Here is a 16,135-nt window from a genome sequence, read left to right on the forward strand (position 1 = left end):
TCATTTTCTGACTCACGATTGCGCTTGTGTGCTTGGTTCCGGCAGGCGACGATAGCTGCCGACGAACCAGAGGAGGAGCAATACCATCAAGACGCCTCCGAGGAAGAACGGACCGCTGTGCGAGACTTGGTAAACCGCTCCACCAGCTAATGGACCCAAGATCCGTCCGAGGCTGTCCATCGAGCTGATTGTCCCACTCGTCACGCCTTGGCCTTGCGTCGTTCGTTGGGTGATCATCGCTGTGGCTGTCGCTCTGATCATTCCTTGTCCCGCTCCGAATAAGGAGAGGATCAGCGCCAGCACCCAAAAGTTACCTGACAGCGGAATGGCGAAAAATCCAATGCCGTAAAGAATCATCCCGATAACGAGGACACTTGCTTCCCCTAACTGCTTGACCATTCTTCCGATCAGCCCGCCTTGTACAGCGGCAGCGATCAAGCCCATGACGAGAAACATGTAGCCGAGGTCTTTGGAGGTAAAACCGTACAAATCACTTATGTACAGAGCAAAGGTCGTTTCCAGTCCGGAAAAAGCAAAGGAGACGGTGAACAAAATACCGTACAGCAAGGATATGGAACCGAACAAAGAGACAAGCGGATTTTGCCGCTGTTCTTTTTGCAGATTCGCCCGTTTTTCTTTCGGCAAGCTCTCTGGCAAGGCAAACAGGATCAGGAAAAACGTAAGAAACGCCACGATACCCGAAGCGTAGAAAGGAACACCAAAGCCGAATTCACTGAGCAGTCCGCCGATTACGGGACCGAAGACAAAGCTAAGTCCAATCCCGGCACCAATGACCCCCATCCCTTTTGCTCGTTCTTCTGAAGGGAAGAGATCCGCCACCATAGCGGTTACGGTTGGCAATGCGGCAGCCGAGACGATTCCACCCAAAATGCGATACAGGAGCATTTCTGTATAACTGTCAGCGAGTCCAAACAGGATAAAGGTGATGGAAAAGCCGAACAGCCCAAATGATAGGAGTGGCTTTCGCCCGATTCTGTCCGAAAGTGCTCCCCAAATCGGTGCAAACACTAGCTGCATAATATTATAGCTGGCAAAAAGCATGCCGATTTGAAACGAAGTCGCACCCAATTTTTCCGCGAAAAAGGGAAGAATGGGGATAATGATGCCAAAACCGAGCATGATGAAAAAAGCAATAAAGAACAAGAGGGCAAGGTGCTTCTTATTCACTACGTCTACCTCTTTTCGCACAAAAATCTGTTCAAGCGGATTGTTTGCTTTTTCCACCTTACGTGAAGGAAAAGGCGAAGTCAAGCCAGCAAAGTGGGCAGTCATAACGAGACGTGCTATAATAGAAAAGAAATGAGAATGGCTACCTATATTGTCAAGTATATATCCATGAGGTGTTTGTTACATGTCTACTGCGATGCTTTACTACCTAGCCTGGCATGAAGATGATTGGCTGGATGAAGTGCTCGATCGTTTTCCTGAGATCAATGCCATTGTGCCTTCGGTCAAAACGTTTGAGTTGCTGGCTAAACAAAGAGAGTCCGGAGAAGTTGAGCGAGCTGTTCTCGTTCTGAATGCGGCTGTCGAACAGGATCGATGCAAGGAGTTTTTACGCTTATGTCAAGAACACCCACAGCTATCCACGGACCCTTTGTACATCGTCGGATTGAAACCGGAAGAGGAGGAGGCGTGGCAAGAAGCGTATCCACACGCGAAGATCATCGTCATTACCGGCTTTGCTGTCGAGTTTGATTACGATGCCGTCCTCGCAAGGATGGAAATCGATCTGGAGGGAGCTCATTGAAAATAAACCCGAATGAATTCGATTTGAAGTCGTTTCTGCACCGTTTCGGATTGGTTATTTATACAGGTGATCCTGAAGGGGATTTGCTGTTGATAGAAGATGAAATTCGGGAGCTATATGAGCTGAATGTCATTGACAAGGAAGAGTTCATTGAAGCCATGTCAGCCTTGCGTAGCAAGCGTAAGGGTGAGGGAAGAGAATAGAGAGTAAGAGCGTGTTTGCCAAGCCGTGTGTATGCGGAAGATGGTAAACACGTTTTTTGTGAGCATTGTTTGATTTGTAAAACGCCTAGTACTTAGAACTAGGCGTTTTCAAGAGATACTCATCAATTCTGTTAACGAGACTCGAAGAACTCATCAATTTCTGCTTTTCTCTTAAAATAGACTTCTTTCGCATGTGGTTCACGTTCGATTAAATCTTCGTAGTGGTTTTCATCAAGTACCATCTCTTCATATCCCCAGATGGCAGGTAATCTATGATTTTTTCGATCTCCGAAGTACCAATTTGGTGGAAGGGTATGGTCTGTGATAATAAACAATTCGGATGGATACCAGTTTGGTTTGTTAGATCTTTTGTTGTGGAGTAAGAAGCGTAATGAATTTTCACATTGAAACATCCCATATACAGTAAGTTCATCGCCGATTTCTACAGAAAATTGGGTTTGTTCACTATAAAAAATTCTATCTCCATAGTAATTTGTAACATCTTTCCCTAAGGTATGGATACATTTTACTTTCAATCAATATTCTCCTCTTCTTGATAAGCAATCTTTCGAACAATTTGCTTAAGAAATGGCTCATTCCAACAACCGCGAGACAAGAAATGGCCGATTATGAAGCAAGAGTGTCTCTTTTTCTATTTAATCACAGCGGATTTTGGAAAGTACAGTCAAAAGTTAAATCTCTAGTGTCGGTATAAACCTAAAAAGGCACATTCCACTTTGAACGTAAAGAGGAAATGAGCTTTTTTGCGCTTCGTAAGAATTTCTTCAGAAATCCTTATCCATTTCTTAAGGTTTTCTGTCTTCTTTTGAAAGGTTTACCCTGTAGGATAGAGGGCAGAGAGAAAGGAGGTGGCACAGGTGGAGTTTACAGGGTATTACGAGCTATTCTGGGAGATGGTTACAGGCATGCTGGGAAAATTCATTCCTGATGAGATTACGGTCATGACCGTAGGGGCGCAGATTGCCAATACAGGAGCGGACTTTTTTACAGCATTTGCAGTCATATACCCTGTTTTTTTCATTGTTTCTTGCGCGGGGTACTTTCTGGGAGCGATGGCATTTGGCTGGATGACCCGGAATCTGGGCTTGCGTGCTGATTTCCTGTCGGCATGGCGCGGATCAATGGGCTGGGTGCTTGCATTTGGTATCTTTCTTCCGATTATTCGTCATATCGTGCCTATCCTCGCCGGTGCCAGCCGAATGCCGTTTCGGCAGTTCCTCCTCTACTTTTTGCCGAGCAGTATCGTCTGGACCTTTCATTATTTTGTGGCAGGCTACTGGTTCTCCGATCAATTGGAAATAATGGTTGCGGGTGTTTATCAATATAGCAAAATTACGTTGACGATTGTTTGTTTCGCAGGGTTTTCATTCCTCATGATTCGCCAGTTGCAGCGATTTGGTGGAATGAAAGAACCTCAAACGAATAAGCAACCACCTGTTTCATAATCGATACGAATTCCTAGAGTGCGGCGTCTACTATCCACGAGCTTTTCGGATAGCAGGTGCCTTTTTCTGTGAAAAACGTTTCGACGTTTTTCATAAAAGTGGATGCGACCGCTTGTGGTCAACAAAACGGTCATGACCGTTTTGTTATGTGGATTTATTGCCGTTATGTTCTGATATGACTAAAAGTTTGTAAAGAAGAAGTTTACATTTGGTAATAATGGGGTAGATTACCAAATGTCGTCGTGTCATGTATTTCCATTTTTAAAAATTTGTGTGAGTGGAGGCTTTTGCATGAGGAGCATAAAAAATGTGCTGGTAACCATTTTGGCTGCCATCACCATCGGTATTTTTATTCTTCAGCTAGTGTTTGGTTTTCTCCAGTTTGAACAAATTATCTCGAATGAGGTAGAAGCAAAGCTGCAAATGCAGGTAGCCAAAGAGGCGGCTTATCTGAATGGGTTGCTGGACAAGACAGGCAAGCTCTCAGAAACACTTACTTACTCTGTCTCTCATGGCTCCAAGGAAACAATCAAGCAAATCGAAGGGACGCTGGTCGATGTCGTAGCGTCTGAGCCTTTGATTGTGGGCGGTGGATTTTGGATGGAGCCATACAGCTTCGACAGTACGCAAAAGCTGTACGGCAGGTACGCCATCCGCAATAACGACAAAGTAGAGCTCGATCCGGCTTACAGCGATGGCAGCTATGATTATCTCGCGCAGGATTGGTACAAGGCGGGGATGGTTGATAAACGATACGTGTGGACTGAGCCGTATGCTGACCCAATTTCCAAAGTTCCTATGGTTACAGCGATTGCGCCCATTAAAGTGGGAGGAAAGATCAGTGGTACGACAACATTGGATATTGGGCTTACGGAGCTTAACAAAAGCATCGAAAATCTGAAGGTTGGCGAAACAGGTTACGGTTTTATCGTTTCCAAGTCGGGCATTTACGTTTCCCATCGCGATGCACAAAAGAACTTGCAAGTGAAAATGACCGACGAGTCTGAGGAGGGGCTTACGGACATTGCTCAAAGTATTACCGAAGCAACAGCAACTGGGATGACTCAGGCTATCATAGGTGGTCAAAAGCAATACGTCACCTTTGCTCCAATCGGGGAAACTGGCATGACGCTAGCTACTGTCATGCCCGCAGCAGAGATTAAGGGGCCGATTACCCACTATCTTTACGTCAGCCTGATTATTTTTGGTGTCTCCATTAGTATTTTCCTCGTGTTCTTGTACTGGTTCATCAATCGACAGGTAGCACGTCCATTGCTGCAACTGAAAGCAGGCATCGTCAATTTGGTGGAAAAAAAGGATTTAACCCAGACGATCCCAATCCGGCGCAAGGATGAAATTGGCGATGTAGCGACAGCAGTGAATGCATTCATTGAGGATCTGCACGGAATGATGAAAAATATTAGCGGCTATACCGGTCAAGTAGGAACAGTCTCGGATACCTCCGCAAAGAAGGCTCATGAAGCACGACTTGCCTTTGGTCAGGTTGCCTCGTCGTTCCAAGAGGTAGCAACTGGGACGGAGAATCAACAGCATAGTGCCGAAGAAAGTGCGCGGGCTATGGAAGAGATGGCGATCGGTATTCAGCGGATTGCCGAAGCCTCCTCCACGATGGCCGAATCATCGAAACATATGGCAAACGAAGCGGTGGCGGGCAACCAATCCGTAGAAAAGGTGTCAGGACAGATGGATTCGATTAACCGATCCGTAAGCCATTCTGCCGATGTAGTTCGTTCGCTAGATAGCCGCTCAGCAGAAATCTCACAGATCGTGGAAGTAATCGCAAGCATCGCATCCCAGACGAACCTGTTGGCACTCAATGCAGCGATTGAAGCCGCGCGTGCAGGTGAACAGGGCAGAGGCTTCGCTGTGGTAGCGGATGAAGTGCGCAAGCTGGCAGAGCAGTCCAACGACTCGGCCAACCAAATTGCCAACCTGATTACCGAAATCCAACGGGAAACGACCTCTGCGGTACAAGCCATGGATGAGGGAACACGCGAGGTTGAAACGGGAATCCAGATCGCCTATGAAACAGGGGAAGCATTCCGCCGGATCATGGATTCTACCCAGGATGTAGCAGATCAGATTCAGGAGATTTCCTCCGTTGCCGAGCAAATGTCAGCGGCAACGGAACAAGTGACGGCATCCATTTTGCAGTTGTCCTTGATTGCAAAGGAATCTGCCGCAAGTGCATCGAGTGTGGCTGCGTCAACAGAAGAGCAGCGCATCTCGATGAACCAGCTTTCTACATCAGCAGAGCAGTTAAACCAAATGGCGAAGGAACTACAGCAAATGATTAACCGTTTCACACTCTAATCACTGATTGCAAAAAAATGCAAAATGATGAACTGCTGCTGTCAAATGACGGTAGCAGTTCGTTTATTGACAGAAAAATAAGAGTCAGAATATAATGAACAAACAATAAGGCAAACAAAAGCAACATTTTGCAAATAAAAATCAGAGGTTGGTGAAACAGAATGCAAAACCATAGGTATGACGTTGTGGTGATTGGTGGTGGAGTAGTCGGTACAGCTATTTTACGCGCCCTTTCGTTTTATCAACTGAAACTGCTTTTAATCGAGAAGCAGCCTGACGTTTGTGAAGGGACAAGCAAGGCGAACAGTGGGATTGTTCATACCGGGTTTGATGCAAAGCCAGGCACGATTGAGGCAGAGTGCCTTCGCCGCTCCCGCAGCTTATGGCCGATGTTGGTTGAGAATCTGAGAATCCCCTTCATTCCATGTGGCGCGGTAATGGTGGCGACAAACGAAGAAGAAAAGCAGATTATCGAAACCACCTATGTTCCCCATGCAAAGGCGAATGACGTAGATGTTCACTGGATGTCTGTTGAGGAGATTATGGAGATGAATCCCGCTGTGACAACCAAGGTAACTGGCGGACTGGCAGTACCAGGTGAAGCAATCTGCGATCCATTCTGGGCCACCAGAGCCTTCGGAGAGAAAGCAGTACGAAACGGTGCGGAGGTAATGCTTGGGCAAGGTGTCTCCCACATCGAGACTGTACGGGATGGAGAGGACTTGCGCCTTACGCTGGAAAATGGGGAAACGGTCACGACCCGTTACGTGGTGAATGCTGCCGGATTATGGTCGGATGAAATTGCCCGGATGGTGGGAGATGAGAGCTTCTCGATTTCACCGCGTAAAGGCCAGTTTATCCTGACCGAAGAGGCGGTATCCATCTCCTCGATCATCCTGCCTGTTCCTACGAAAACCTCCAAGGGCGTGTTGGTTTCGCCAGTTGTGTTCGGCGGTTTTCTGCTTGGGCCAACGGCGGAGGATCAAGAGGACAAATGGGATCGTTCCACCTCACAGGCTGGGATGGAATCGGTGCTGGCAGGCTGCGAGAAACTGGTTCCCGACTCTCGTCAGTTTTCCACGATTCGTCAGTTTGCCGGCGTCAGGGCAGTTTGCAGCGAAGGAGATTTTGTCATCCGTCCATCCGCTGTACAGCCACGTATGATTCATGCCGCCGGGATTCGTTCCACAGGACTCTCTGCTTCCCCTGGCATAGCAGAGCTGGTAGCGGAAACACTCCAGAAAGCCGGCCTTGAGCTGCAAGCAAACGAACAGGCACAGCACGCCCTTCCCGATCTCTTTTCAGAAGAGCAGGATACAGGAGAAATCATATGTCTATGCCGCTCCATTACCCGGAGTGAGATCGTCCATTCCTTGAAGGGTCCACTCTCCCCGCAGACTATTGATGGAGTGAAGCGGCGGACAGGCGCCACCTTAGGAGAATGTCAAGGAAACTGCTGTATTCCCAAAATCATCGATGTTATGGCCGAGACCTATCCTGAGCAGACCGGGAAGCAGCCTTTAAAAGGAGTAAAAGACTCTTATCTAGCTGTAGCACAAGGAGAGAAGCAGGCATGATGTATGAATTGGTGATCATTGGAGCAGGAATCTCGGGATTGACGGCAGCCCTTTGGGCGTGGGAAGGAGGAGTCAGCTCTGTTCTGATGATCGATTATCAGAAGAGGAGAGGCGGCTTCACCTTACCGTATTGGAGCTCTGAGGAGTTCGTTCTAGAACGGGAGCTGCTGGAAAAAGCTGCTTCGCTTCCCTACGATATTCACGAGCAATCAACTGTCGTCGGTTTTTTCCCAGGGGCAAACGGTCAGTTGCACCAGTTGTACGTCCAATCGCCGATGGGCACCCATTCTCTTGAGGCAAAAAAGGTACTGATCGCCTCAGGCTCACTGGAAAAACCGCGTGAGGCGCACAAAATCCCGGGGACACGTCCAGCAGGAATTATGACGCCGATGATGGCGATGCAACTGATTGAGCGAGGATATCAGCCAGGCCGCAAGATTGTGTTGATCGAGAATGGCAGAATCTCTCGCAGTACAGCGATATTTCTGGAAAAAGAGACGAGCAATCTGGTCAAATATGCGGAGTCAGATTGGGAGCTTACCTCAATCAAGGGATTGTCCCGTGTAGAAGGAGTACAGCTGCGGCATCGGATGACGGATGAGATAGACGAAGTGGCGTGCGATACACTCATTTTTGCAAAAGGTCGGGTGCCCTGCACGTTTTTCTTGAAAGGAACGCCAATCGAGCGAGATCATCACGATGCGATTATCGTAGATGCCACGGGGAAAACGAATCTGCCAAATATTTATGCAGCGGGGAGCTGCACCTGCCTAGGCGACGATGATCACTCCAATTCGATGGAATTGGCTAAAGAAACAGCCAAGCACCTCTTTTAAAGTGATCATCAGAAGGGAGAGTTTATGATGAAGCTATCCGACTCGTTTACGATTCAGGCAAGCAAAGCAGATGTATGGTCCGTCTTTATGGATGTTGAAAAGCTGTCAGGCTGCGTACCAGGCTGCAAAGAAGTAAAAATGAGCAGCCCCACTCGTTATGAAGCGAACATGGAAGTGAAAATACAATTTATGACAATTCAATTTCGCGTCAGGGGGGAATTAAAAGAAGCGGTAGAAGGAGAAGCGCTGCAAGTGGAGATGACCGGACAACCGATAGCGTTGGCAGGATTGTTCCGTAATCAATTACACCTTCGATTAATAGAGGAACAGCCGGGAACTACGCAGGTGAAATACGAGATGGATTTGCAAATGACAGGACGACTGGCTTCATTAGGAGATATACTAATGAAGGGGACTGTGAAGAAAAAAGCGGAAGAATTTGCGACGAACGTCCAGACCCTGTTTCAGTCTAGTCAGATTTACAATTAAGAGAAGATGGTGATCATCCATGCTACAAGAAGAAAGACAGCAGCTGATCCTACAAATGCTACAAGAAAATCAATCCGTTCGTATTGCAGAGCTATGCAGCCGATTAACGGTGACACGCGAAACAATCAGGCGTGATTTGTATGAAATGGAGCAGCAGGGGCTACTCAAGAAGGTACATGGTGGCGCTATCTTGAATAAAACCAATGTGGAGCCTCCTTATGCCAAGCGAAGTGGATTAAATTTGGCGGAGAAGGAGGCGATTGCGGTCGCAGCCGCCTCCTTGGTGGAGGACGGCGACGCCATTTATATTGATTTGGGCACGACGACACAATTATTCGCCAAACACCTTTCCTATAAAAAGGGAATCACGGTGATAACCAATGCGCTGCTGGTGGCATTGGAACTATCTCATCACCCGGATGCAAAGGTGATCATGAGTGGGGGTGAATTGCGGGCAGGGGATCTGGCCATGTCCGGTCCGATCGCCAGGAAAAGCCTCGAGGGATTATTTGTAGACAAAGCGTTTATTGGTGTAGGGGGATTGGCAGCAGAAACTGGTTTTACGGATTACCATGTGGGCGAGTCAGACATCAGGCAGCTGATGCTTACAAACGCCAAAGAAACCTACGCACTGATCGATCATTCCAAAATAAATGTAACCGCTTTTATGAGAGTGGCAGAGCTATCCGACATCGACGTAGTCATTACAGATGAGGAACTACCTCAATCTCTTGCTGGGCGACTCGCACAGGAAGGATTGCAAGTCATCGTTGCTAAGACATCCGTGTAAAGCAAATGGTGAGGGAGGCAATCCATGGTGAAGCAATCGGTACAAGCAATTGATTCGCAAGATATGCAAACGTATCAGTATAAGCAAGAATTGAGACGAACATTAAAACTGTTCAGTTCGTTTGCCGTCGCGTTTTCTTTTATTTCCATTACCACAGGCATTTTTAGCAATTATGGATTTGTGCTTAGTACGGCAGGGCCGGCTGGTATCTGGACTTGGCCGATTGTAACCATTGGGCATTTGGTAGTGGCCATTATTTTTGCAGAGCTGGCTGGACGAATACCATTGAGCGGTTATTCCTATCAATGGGTTACGCGTCTTGCCAACCCGGGGCTAGGTTGGTTTGCTGGCTGGATTGCTTTTTGCTTTCTCGTTATTGTGGTTCCAACCGTCGACTATGCACTGGCGCCCATTATTGCCGAGATGTTTGGCTGGGATACAGGTTCCAAGACGCTGGTCTGGATCGTGATTGGTACGCTGGTTGTGCAAGCTTTATTAAACATTTATGGAGTCAAACTGGCGACTCGCATTAATGATATTGCCGTATATACAGAAGTGATCGGTATGGTTGGGATCGTTGTGGTGCTGGGGGTAGCTGTGATGTACAACGGGGCAAATTGGAGCATGCTAACCGATATCGGTACCGCTGCCACTCAATCAGACGGTTCGTACCTAGGCGCTTTTATCATGGCTGCCCTGATGGGTTCCTTTACATTGGTAGGTTTCGAAGCTGCTGCGAATCTCTCTGAGGAGACGATCAATGCGAAGAAAACGGTTCCCCGTGCCATGATTTTATCCGTATTACTAAGTGGTGTGATCGGTTTCTTGCTGTTGATCGTCATTTCTGTTGCCATCACCGATCTGCCGACTGTGCTCGGTGCAGCGAATCCGATTCCGTACATTTTACAAACAAGTCTTGGCTCTGCTGTATCCAGCTTCTTTTTGGTGATTTGCCTCATTTCCATCTTCGCGTGCGGCTTGATTATTATGGCTTCCGCTTCCCGACTCATCTATGCCTTGTCACGCGACCATGTATTCTTCGCTTCCTCCATCTTCAAGAAGGTATCAGCTCAGACTTCCGTACCAACAAACGCAGTTTTACTCGTTTTCGTGCTGGGCATTCTCGCTGTGTTATTTGCAGATTCCCTGACCCTTCTGGTAGGGGCCACCTCGGTTCTGCCAGCCCTTCTCTATCTGACAACGATTTCGGCTTATGCATGGAAACGTAAGGAACTGCCCGTATCCAAGTGCTTTGACCTGGGCAAGTGGCGCACACCGCTCACTTTCCTTGCGATCGCATGGTTAATCTTTGAAATTGGCATTTTGACTATTCCGGAAAACTTCCATAGTGTAGCGATCGTAGCAGCTACCTTGCTGGCTTTAGGCGTCATTTTGTATCATCTGCTGTTTCGCAAAGGGATTATGGAGGGACGTATCGGAATCAAAGACAGAACATTCGGATTTGATGAAGGGAAAGAAGATCATTCCGCCTAGAATAATGAAAAAGGAGACTGTAGTATGGAGAAGTATTTGCTGTCGATCGATCAGGGAACAACTGGGACCAAGGTGCTGTTGGTCAACCGCCATGGACGAGCTGTTGCTGAAAGCTATCAGAAGCACACGCAATATTATCCACAGTCTGGATGGGTGGAGCATAATCCAGAGGAGATTTGGGAAAAGGTCTTGATGGGAGTGGCCGACGTGTTGCTCAAGGGACGTATCGAACCTGAGCAGGTGGAAGCGGTAGGTCTGGCTAATCAGGGGGAAACGGTCCTTTTTTGGAATTCATTAAGCGGAGAGCCGCTTTATCCGGCTGTCGTCTGGTCGTGCCGCCGCTCCGATCAAATCGCCGAGCGTTGGAGGGCGGATGGTGCGTGGGCACAGAAGGTAGCCGAGAAAACGGGACTCTTGATTGATCCGTACTTTTCTGCCACCAAAGTCAGATGGATGATGGAGGAAGTGCCTCTGGTGCAAGAAAGGATCCGACAGCGGCAGGCTTATTGCAGCACGCTTGACTCTTGGTTAATCTGGCAGATGACAGGAGGCGCCGCGTATGTAACCGATGCTTCTACTGCTGCCCGAACGCTGTTGTTCGCTCATCGGCAGGGGAATTGGGATGAGGAAATATTGCGGTATTTGGAAATAGAGAAAGACTGGCTGCCGCAGGTTCGTCCAACAGTGGGCTCTTTTGGTCGTACGAATCCGGATCAATTTTGTGGCATTCAAGCACCGATTCTTGTCAGCCAGGTGGATCAACCAGCCGCCCTTTACGGACATCTCTGCATAGAGCCAGGTATGTCCAAATGCACGTATGGCACGGGGTGCTTTGCTTACATGAACGTCGGAAACGAGCCGCCTGCAACGAAAGAGAGCGGACTCTTGACGACGCTTGTCTGGAAACGCGGGGCGCAACATACTTATGCGCTTGATGGCGCGATTTATGCGGCAGGGTCTGCTGTCGAATGGGGAGTGGAGCAGCTTGGGCTGTATCGGGATATAGACGAGCTGCAACGATGGTCGGAACAGTGGTATGAAGATCTGCACAAGGGAGAAGCCCCAACCAATCTTTTATTTATCCCGGCATTGAATGGGATCGGCACGCCGTACTGGAACTCGGAGGCGAGAGGGGTGTTTCTCGGACTCTCCCAGCATACTGACCGACCACTGATGGCAAAAGCAATGCTGGAAGGGATCGCTCACCGTGTAGCGGATGTGTTTGTCACAATGGAACAGGCAGTCGGACAAAAGATCTCAGTCTTGCGTGTAGATGGCGGCTTGACGAAAAATCCGTATTTGATGCAGTTTCAGGCAGATTTGCTGGGTGTTCCGGTTGAGGTGCCCCAGATCAATGAAACAACAGCGATGGGTATTGCGTTTCTGCTTGGGGAAGAGTGCGGCTGGTGGTCGGCGAAAGATTTGGAAGCGCAATTAAAGGTAGGGCGTCGCTATGAACCGACACTGGATGAAGCCGTGAGGAAAAGACTGCGTGCCCGTTGGAACAAGGCGGTTCATTTGCTACTGCAAATGAGCGGAGGTTAATGCTCTGTTTCACTTATGCCGGTTAAACGAATACCGCGGATGGGTAAGCGGCCGATAAATCAAGTCACATACAGAAGAATTAGGGGCATGAAACCATTCATGCATATTGTGGCTGTGTCATTAGACACAAATGACCGCACAATGAGACGATAGTCAGGAAAGCTGTTTACTGAAAATAATGTATTAGACTCGAAAAATAAAGTGCTAGACTGTGAAGATATAGTTATGGACTAAGCAAATAAAGATTTAGACTTAATGCCGATCATTAGGCTAACTGGCAGTTTAGTTTTCTCTACAGGTCATTGCTTTTTTCATTTTGTTATTATTATCACTCGTGCCGTAAAACCCCTTGCTTTAGCTATGGGGATATAAGGCACTTTGCTCTGTATCCCCTAAAGGGGGTGCTAAGAGCAAACAAAATATCGTTCTTTTTTTTCTAAACTCTGTTAGATATATCTTTTCTATCTAACCAAATGGTATAATTAACCATAGGTGATGGTTTTGAGTAGATCAGTCGAAAGTAACCACAATGTCGTATTTGACTGTAAATATCACGTTGTTTTTTGTCCGAAGTATCGAAAAAAGGTTTTGAAAGAGCCAGTAGACATTCGATTAAAAGAGTTGTTTCTTGAAAAGGCAAAAGAGCTTCGTACAGAAATTGTTGAAATGGAGATCATGCCAGACCACGTTCATTTGCTCATCAAATGCGATCCGCAATTCGGAATCCACCGAGTCGTAAAACATTTGAAGGGCTATACATCCAGAGTGATGCGGATGGAATTTAGACATCTCAAAAGCAGGCTTCCCTCGCTATGGACAAACTCCTACTTTGTTGCAACGGTTGGCACGGTGCAACTCGATGTGATTAAGAAATACATCGAGTCTCAAAAAGAAAGGAATGATTGAACTTGCATAGAGCCTACAAATTCCGTTTGTATCCAAACAAAGAACAAGCAACACTCATCAACAAGACAATTGGATGTACTCGCTTTGTATTCAATCACTTTCTTGCGAAACGAAAAGAGGCTTACGAACAAGAAAACAAAACGCTGAACTACAACGACTGTTCTGCTTTGCTCACGCAACTCAAAAAAGAAATCGAATGGTTGAAAGAAGTGGACTCCACTGCCCTGCAATCAACCTTAAAAGATTTGGATTCCTCCTACAAAAAGTTTTTCAAAGAGAAAAAAGGCTATCCCAAATTCAAGAGCAAGAAGAATCCAAAGCAATCCTATACATGCAAGATGAACATCAAAATAGAAGGGAATCGCATCAAACTTCCTAAGCTAGGATGGGTATCGTTTGCGAAATCCAGAGAAGTTGAAGGGCGAATCCTATCGGCCACGATTAGATGGAATCCTTCAGGTAAATACTTTGTATCCGTATTGTGTGAAACAGAGACTCGATTACTCCCAAAAGTAGAACAAACAGTTGGGATTGACCTTGGGATCAAGGATTTCGCCATTCTCTCTACTGGAGAGAAGGTGGCAAATCCCAAATACTATCGCAAGTATGAAAAACAACTGGCGAAGTGGCAACGGATTCAATCTCGTAGACAAAAAGGCAGCAACAACCGGAACAAGGCGCGTACCAAAGTAGCTCGACTCCACGAAAAAATGGCAAACACCCGTAACGATTTCCTACATAAGCTGTCAACCAAGCTGATCAACGAAAGCCAAGTGATCTGTTTGGAGGACTTACAAGTGGAAAATATGATCAAAAATCACAAGTTAGCCAAATCCATTGCAGATGCTTCGTGGTCGATGTTTCGTACGATGCTGGAGTATAAGGCAGAATGGTATGGAAGAAAGGTCTCCATTGTTGGAAAGCAATTTCCCTCAAGCCAGCTCTGCTCAACTCCGAACTGTGGATACCGCAACAAAGAAGTGAAAAGTCTCAACTTGCGCAGTTGGATATGTCCGCACTGTGGCGTACAACATGATCGTGACCAAAACGCTGCTATCAATATTGAGCAAGAAGGACTTCGACTGTTGGCATAGCCAACTAAACTGTGGGACACACAGGGATAGCTTGGTGAATTTCACTCCGTTAGGAGTGACTACCCAAGACTCCCCTGCCTTTAGGCATGGGGAGTGTCAAAAGCAGAACATTGCAAAAAGGAGAGTCTCTCTGAATGGCCAGAACACTAAATGATAGTTTAATAGAGGCAGATATCGTTTCGTTGCAGTTGGCGATGGAATCAGGCGAGTTATCGTCAGCAGCTTGCGTTAGCTGGTATTTGGAACGAATCGAACGGCTCAACCCGAAGCTGAAAGCGGTGCTGGAAGTCAACCCGGACGCGATAGCGGTCGCAAAGAGACTTGACGCGGAGCGACGGGAACACGGGGCTCGTGGACCGCTTCACGGCATACCGATCTTGCTCAAGGACAATATTAATACAGGTGACCGCATGCATACTAGTGCTGGTTCAGTCGCTCTTGCTGAACATTTCGCTCCAAAGGATTCGGTCGTGGCCGCGCAATTAAGGGCTGCGGGATGTGTATTCCTTGGTAAGGCAAACATGACGGAATGGGCTAACTTCATGTCGGGCACGATGTGGGCTGGTTATAGCTCCAGGGGCGGTCTGACGCTTAATCCTTATGGGCCCGGCGAGTTGTTTGTAGGCGGCTCGAGTTCGGGCTCTGGCGCGGCGGTTGCCGCAAATCTGTGTGCTGCTGCCATTGGCACAGAAACTTCGGGTTCGATCATCAGCCCGTCTTCACAAAACGGCATCGTCGGTATAAAACCGACTATCGGGCTCGTCAGTCGTACAGGAATCATTCCGATTACACATAGTCAAGATTCGGCCGGTCCGATGACGCGTACGGTCAAGGACGCCGCGATCTTACTCGGAGCCATGACGGCGGCAGATCCGGAAGATGCGGCTATGCTAGAGAATAGACGAATAGCGTATACGGATTATACGCCTTTCTTGGACGCGAACGGTTTGCAAGGCGCGAGAATTGGAGTTCCACGATATTATTATCGAGGATTGGACAAAGCCCGGGTGGCGATTATCGAGCGGGCGATCACCTTGTGCAAGGAACGAGGGGCGATCGTCGTAGACCCGGTATCGTTGCCGTGCGAGAGTGCGAAGTGGGACTGGGACGTGATGCGGTTCGAATTCAAAAAAGGACTGAACGACTATCTCGCTAAAGCTGGCCCCGGCGCATTCGTTCGGTCGTTAGATGAACTCATAGCCTATAACGAAGAGAATCGCGACGTCGCGCTTAAATATGGGCAAGACACGCTGATCTGGTCGAATGGAACAAGCGGCACATTGTCTGAACAGATGTACGCCGAGAGTTTGCGACTTAACCATGAGTTATCCCGTGACCAAGGCATCGACCACGTGATACGCGAATATGGGCTGGACGCGTTGATGTTCCTAGGCAACGAGGAAGGGATTGATTTGTCCGCGCGGGCGGGGTATCCTGCCATTACCGTACCGGGCGGGTACGCAGAGACAGGCATCATCGCCGAAGGCGGCTATACGACCAAAGGGCCACAGGGAATCACTTTCGTCGGAACCTCCTACAGCGAGCCTTCGCTTTTCCGTCTCGCTTACGCCTACGAACAAGCAAGCCAATACCGCTTTGCGCCGACAGATCCGGTTTAGTCTCCAATTCC

The 16,135-nt window shown here is 47.8% G+C and carries 15 protein-coding genes; 13 read left to right on the plus strand and 2 right to left on the minus strand.

From position 1 onward, the window contains the following. Positions 1-12 precede the first annotated feature (12 nt). Positions 13-1,350, minus strand: a complete 1,338-nt coding sequence (locus tag E8L90_RS01640; RefSeq protein WP_341870825.1) for an MFS transporter — start codon at positions 1,348-1,350, stop codon at positions 13-15. A gap of 22 nt (positions 1,351-1,372) precedes the next feature. Between E8L90_RS01640 and E8L90_RS01645 the strand changes: the two genes are divergently transcribed. Continuing rightward, on the plus strand, positions 1,373-1,771 hold the full coding sequence (locus E8L90_RS01645) for a hypothetical protein (protein ID WP_137027715.1): 399 nt from the start codon (positions 1,373-1,375) through the stop codon (positions 1,769-1,771). Further along, complete coding sequence (locus E8L90_RS01650; protein ID WP_137027716.1) at positions 1,768-1,974, plus strand: YqgQ family protein; 207 nt, start codon at positions 1,768-1,770, stop codon at positions 1,972-1,974. The genes E8L90_RS01645 and E8L90_RS01650 overlap by 4 nt, the downstream gene beginning before the upstream one ends. Positions 1,975-2,105: 131 nt before the next feature. Here the strand turns inward: E8L90_RS01650 and E8L90_RS01655 are convergent, their stop codons facing one another. Continuing rightward, entirely contained in the window at positions 2,106-2,510 is a 405-nt protein-coding gene (locus E8L90_RS01655) for a hypothetical protein (RefSeq protein WP_137027717.1), read from the minus strand. 342 nt (positions 2,511-2,852) lie between these two features. Here E8L90_RS01655 and E8L90_RS01660 point away from each other — a divergent pair, with 342 nt between their 5' ends. The 11 genes from E8L90_RS01660 to E8L90_RS01710 all read left to right on the plus strand — a co-directional run bounded on the left by E8L90_RS01660 (position 2,853) and on the right by E8L90_RS01710 (position 16,124). Continuing rightward, positions 2,853-3,440, plus strand: coding sequence for a DedA family protein (locus E8L90_RS01660; RefSeq protein ID WP_137027718.1), 588 nt, complete (start codon positions 2,853-2,855; stop codon positions 3,438-3,440). A 291-nt stretch (positions 3,441-3,731) separates the two neighbouring features. After that, the gene (locus E8L90_RS01665) at positions 3,732-5,774 is read left to right on the plus strand and encodes a methyl-accepting chemotaxis protein (protein WP_137027719.1); all 2,043 of its coding nucleotides are present in this window, start codon (positions 3,732-3,734) and stop codon (positions 5,772-5,774) included. Positions 5,775-5,935: 161 nt separating this feature from the next. Continuing rightward, positions 5,936-7,351, plus strand: a complete 1,416-nt coding sequence (locus E8L90_RS01670; RefSeq protein ID WP_137027720.1) for an NAD(P)/FAD-dependent oxidoreductase — start codon at positions 5,936-5,938, stop codon at positions 7,349-7,351. Beyond that, positions 7,348-8,187, plus strand: a complete 840-nt coding sequence (locus E8L90_RS01675; protein WP_137027721.1) for an NAD(P)/FAD-dependent oxidoreductase — start codon at positions 7,348-7,350, stop codon at positions 8,185-8,187. The genes E8L90_RS01670 and E8L90_RS01675 overlap by 4 nt, the downstream gene beginning before the upstream one ends. A gap of 24 nt (positions 8,188-8,211) precedes the next feature. Further along, positions 8,212-8,676: an SRPBCC family protein gene (locus E8L90_RS01680; protein ID WP_244297132.1), complete on the plus strand. Its 465-nt coding sequence runs from the start codon at positions 8,212-8,214 to the stop codon at positions 8,674-8,676. Between the two features lie 19 nt (positions 8,677-8,695). Then, complete coding sequence (locus tag E8L90_RS01685) at positions 8,696-9,466, plus strand: DeoR/GlpR family DNA-binding transcription regulator (protein ID WP_137027723.1); 771 nt, start codon at positions 8,696-8,698, stop codon at positions 9,464-9,466. Positions 9,467-9,490: 24 nt separating this feature from the next. Next, positions 9,491-10,960, plus strand: a complete 1,470-nt coding sequence (locus E8L90_RS01690; protein WP_137027724.1) for an amino acid permease — start codon at positions 9,491-9,493, stop codon at positions 10,958-10,960. A gap of 24 nt (positions 10,961-10,984) precedes the next feature. Further along, on the plus strand, positions 10,985-12,505 hold the full coding sequence (locus E8L90_RS01695; protein ID WP_137027725.1) for an FGGY family carbohydrate kinase: 1,521 nt from the start codon (positions 10,985-10,987) through the stop codon (positions 12,503-12,505). Between the two features lie 501 nt (positions 12,506-13,006). Then, on the plus strand, positions 13,007-13,411 hold the full coding sequence (gene tnpA, locus E8L90_RS01700) for an IS200/IS605 family transposase (RefSeq protein ID WP_425267096.1): 405 nt from the start codon (positions 13,007-13,009) through the stop codon (positions 13,409-13,411). 2 nt (positions 13,412-13,413) lie between these two features. After that, entirely contained in the window at positions 13,414-14,505 is a 1,092-nt protein-coding gene (gene tnpB, locus E8L90_RS01705; RefSeq protein WP_137027726.1) for an IS200/IS605 family element RNA-guided endonuclease TnpB, read from the plus strand. A 134-nt stretch (positions 14,506-14,639) separates the two neighbouring features. Next, positions 14,640-16,124: an amidase family protein gene (locus E8L90_RS01710; RefSeq protein WP_137027727.1), complete on the plus strand. Its 1,485-nt coding sequence runs from the start codon at positions 14,640-14,642 to the stop codon at positions 16,122-16,124. The last annotated feature ends 11 nt before the right edge of the window (positions 16,125-16,135 follow it).

It is taken from the genome of Brevibacillus antibioticus (assembly GCF_005217615.1).
In the GTDB taxonomy this organism is placed as follows: domain Bacteria; phylum Bacillota; class Bacilli; order Brevibacillales; family Brevibacillaceae; genus Brevibacillus; species Brevibacillus antibioticus.

Bases quoted from the DNA above. Each gene is read 5' to 3' on its own strand.
- E8L90_RS01675 (WP_137027721.1), top strand. From the start codon at position 7,348: ATGATGTATGAATTGGTGATCATTGGAGCAGGAATCTCGGGATTGACG.
- E8L90_RS01645 (WP_137027715.1), top strand. From the start codon at position 1,373: ATGTCTACTGCGATGCTTTACTACCTAGCCTGGCATGAAGATGATTGG.
- E8L90_RS01680 (WP_244297132.1), top strand. From the start codon at position 8,212: ATGATGAAGCTATCCGACTCGTTTACGATTCAGGCAAGCAAAGCAGAT.
- E8L90_RS01670 (WP_137027720.1), top strand. From the start codon at position 5,936: ATGCAAAACCATAGGTATGACGTTGTGGTGATTGGTGGTGGAGTAGTC.
- E8L90_RS01665 (WP_137027719.1), top strand. From the start codon at position 3,732: ATGAGGAGCATAAAAAATGTGCTGGTAACCATTTTGGCTGCCATCACC.
- E8L90_RS01685 (WP_137027723.1), top strand. From the start codon at position 8,696: ATGCTACAAGAAGAAAGACAGCAGCTGATCCTACAAATGCTACAAGAA.
- E8L90_RS01710 (WP_137027727.1), top strand. From the start codon at position 14,640: ATGGCCAGAACACTAAATGATAGTTTAATAGAGGCAGATATCGTTTCG.
- E8L90_RS01690 (WP_137027724.1), top strand. From the start codon at position 9,491: ATGGTGAAGCAATCGGTACAAGCAATTGATTCGCAAGATATGCAAACG.
- E8L90_RS01695 (WP_137027725.1), top strand. From the start codon at position 10,985: ATGGAGAAGTATTTGCTGTCGATCGATCAGGGAACAACTGGGACCAAG.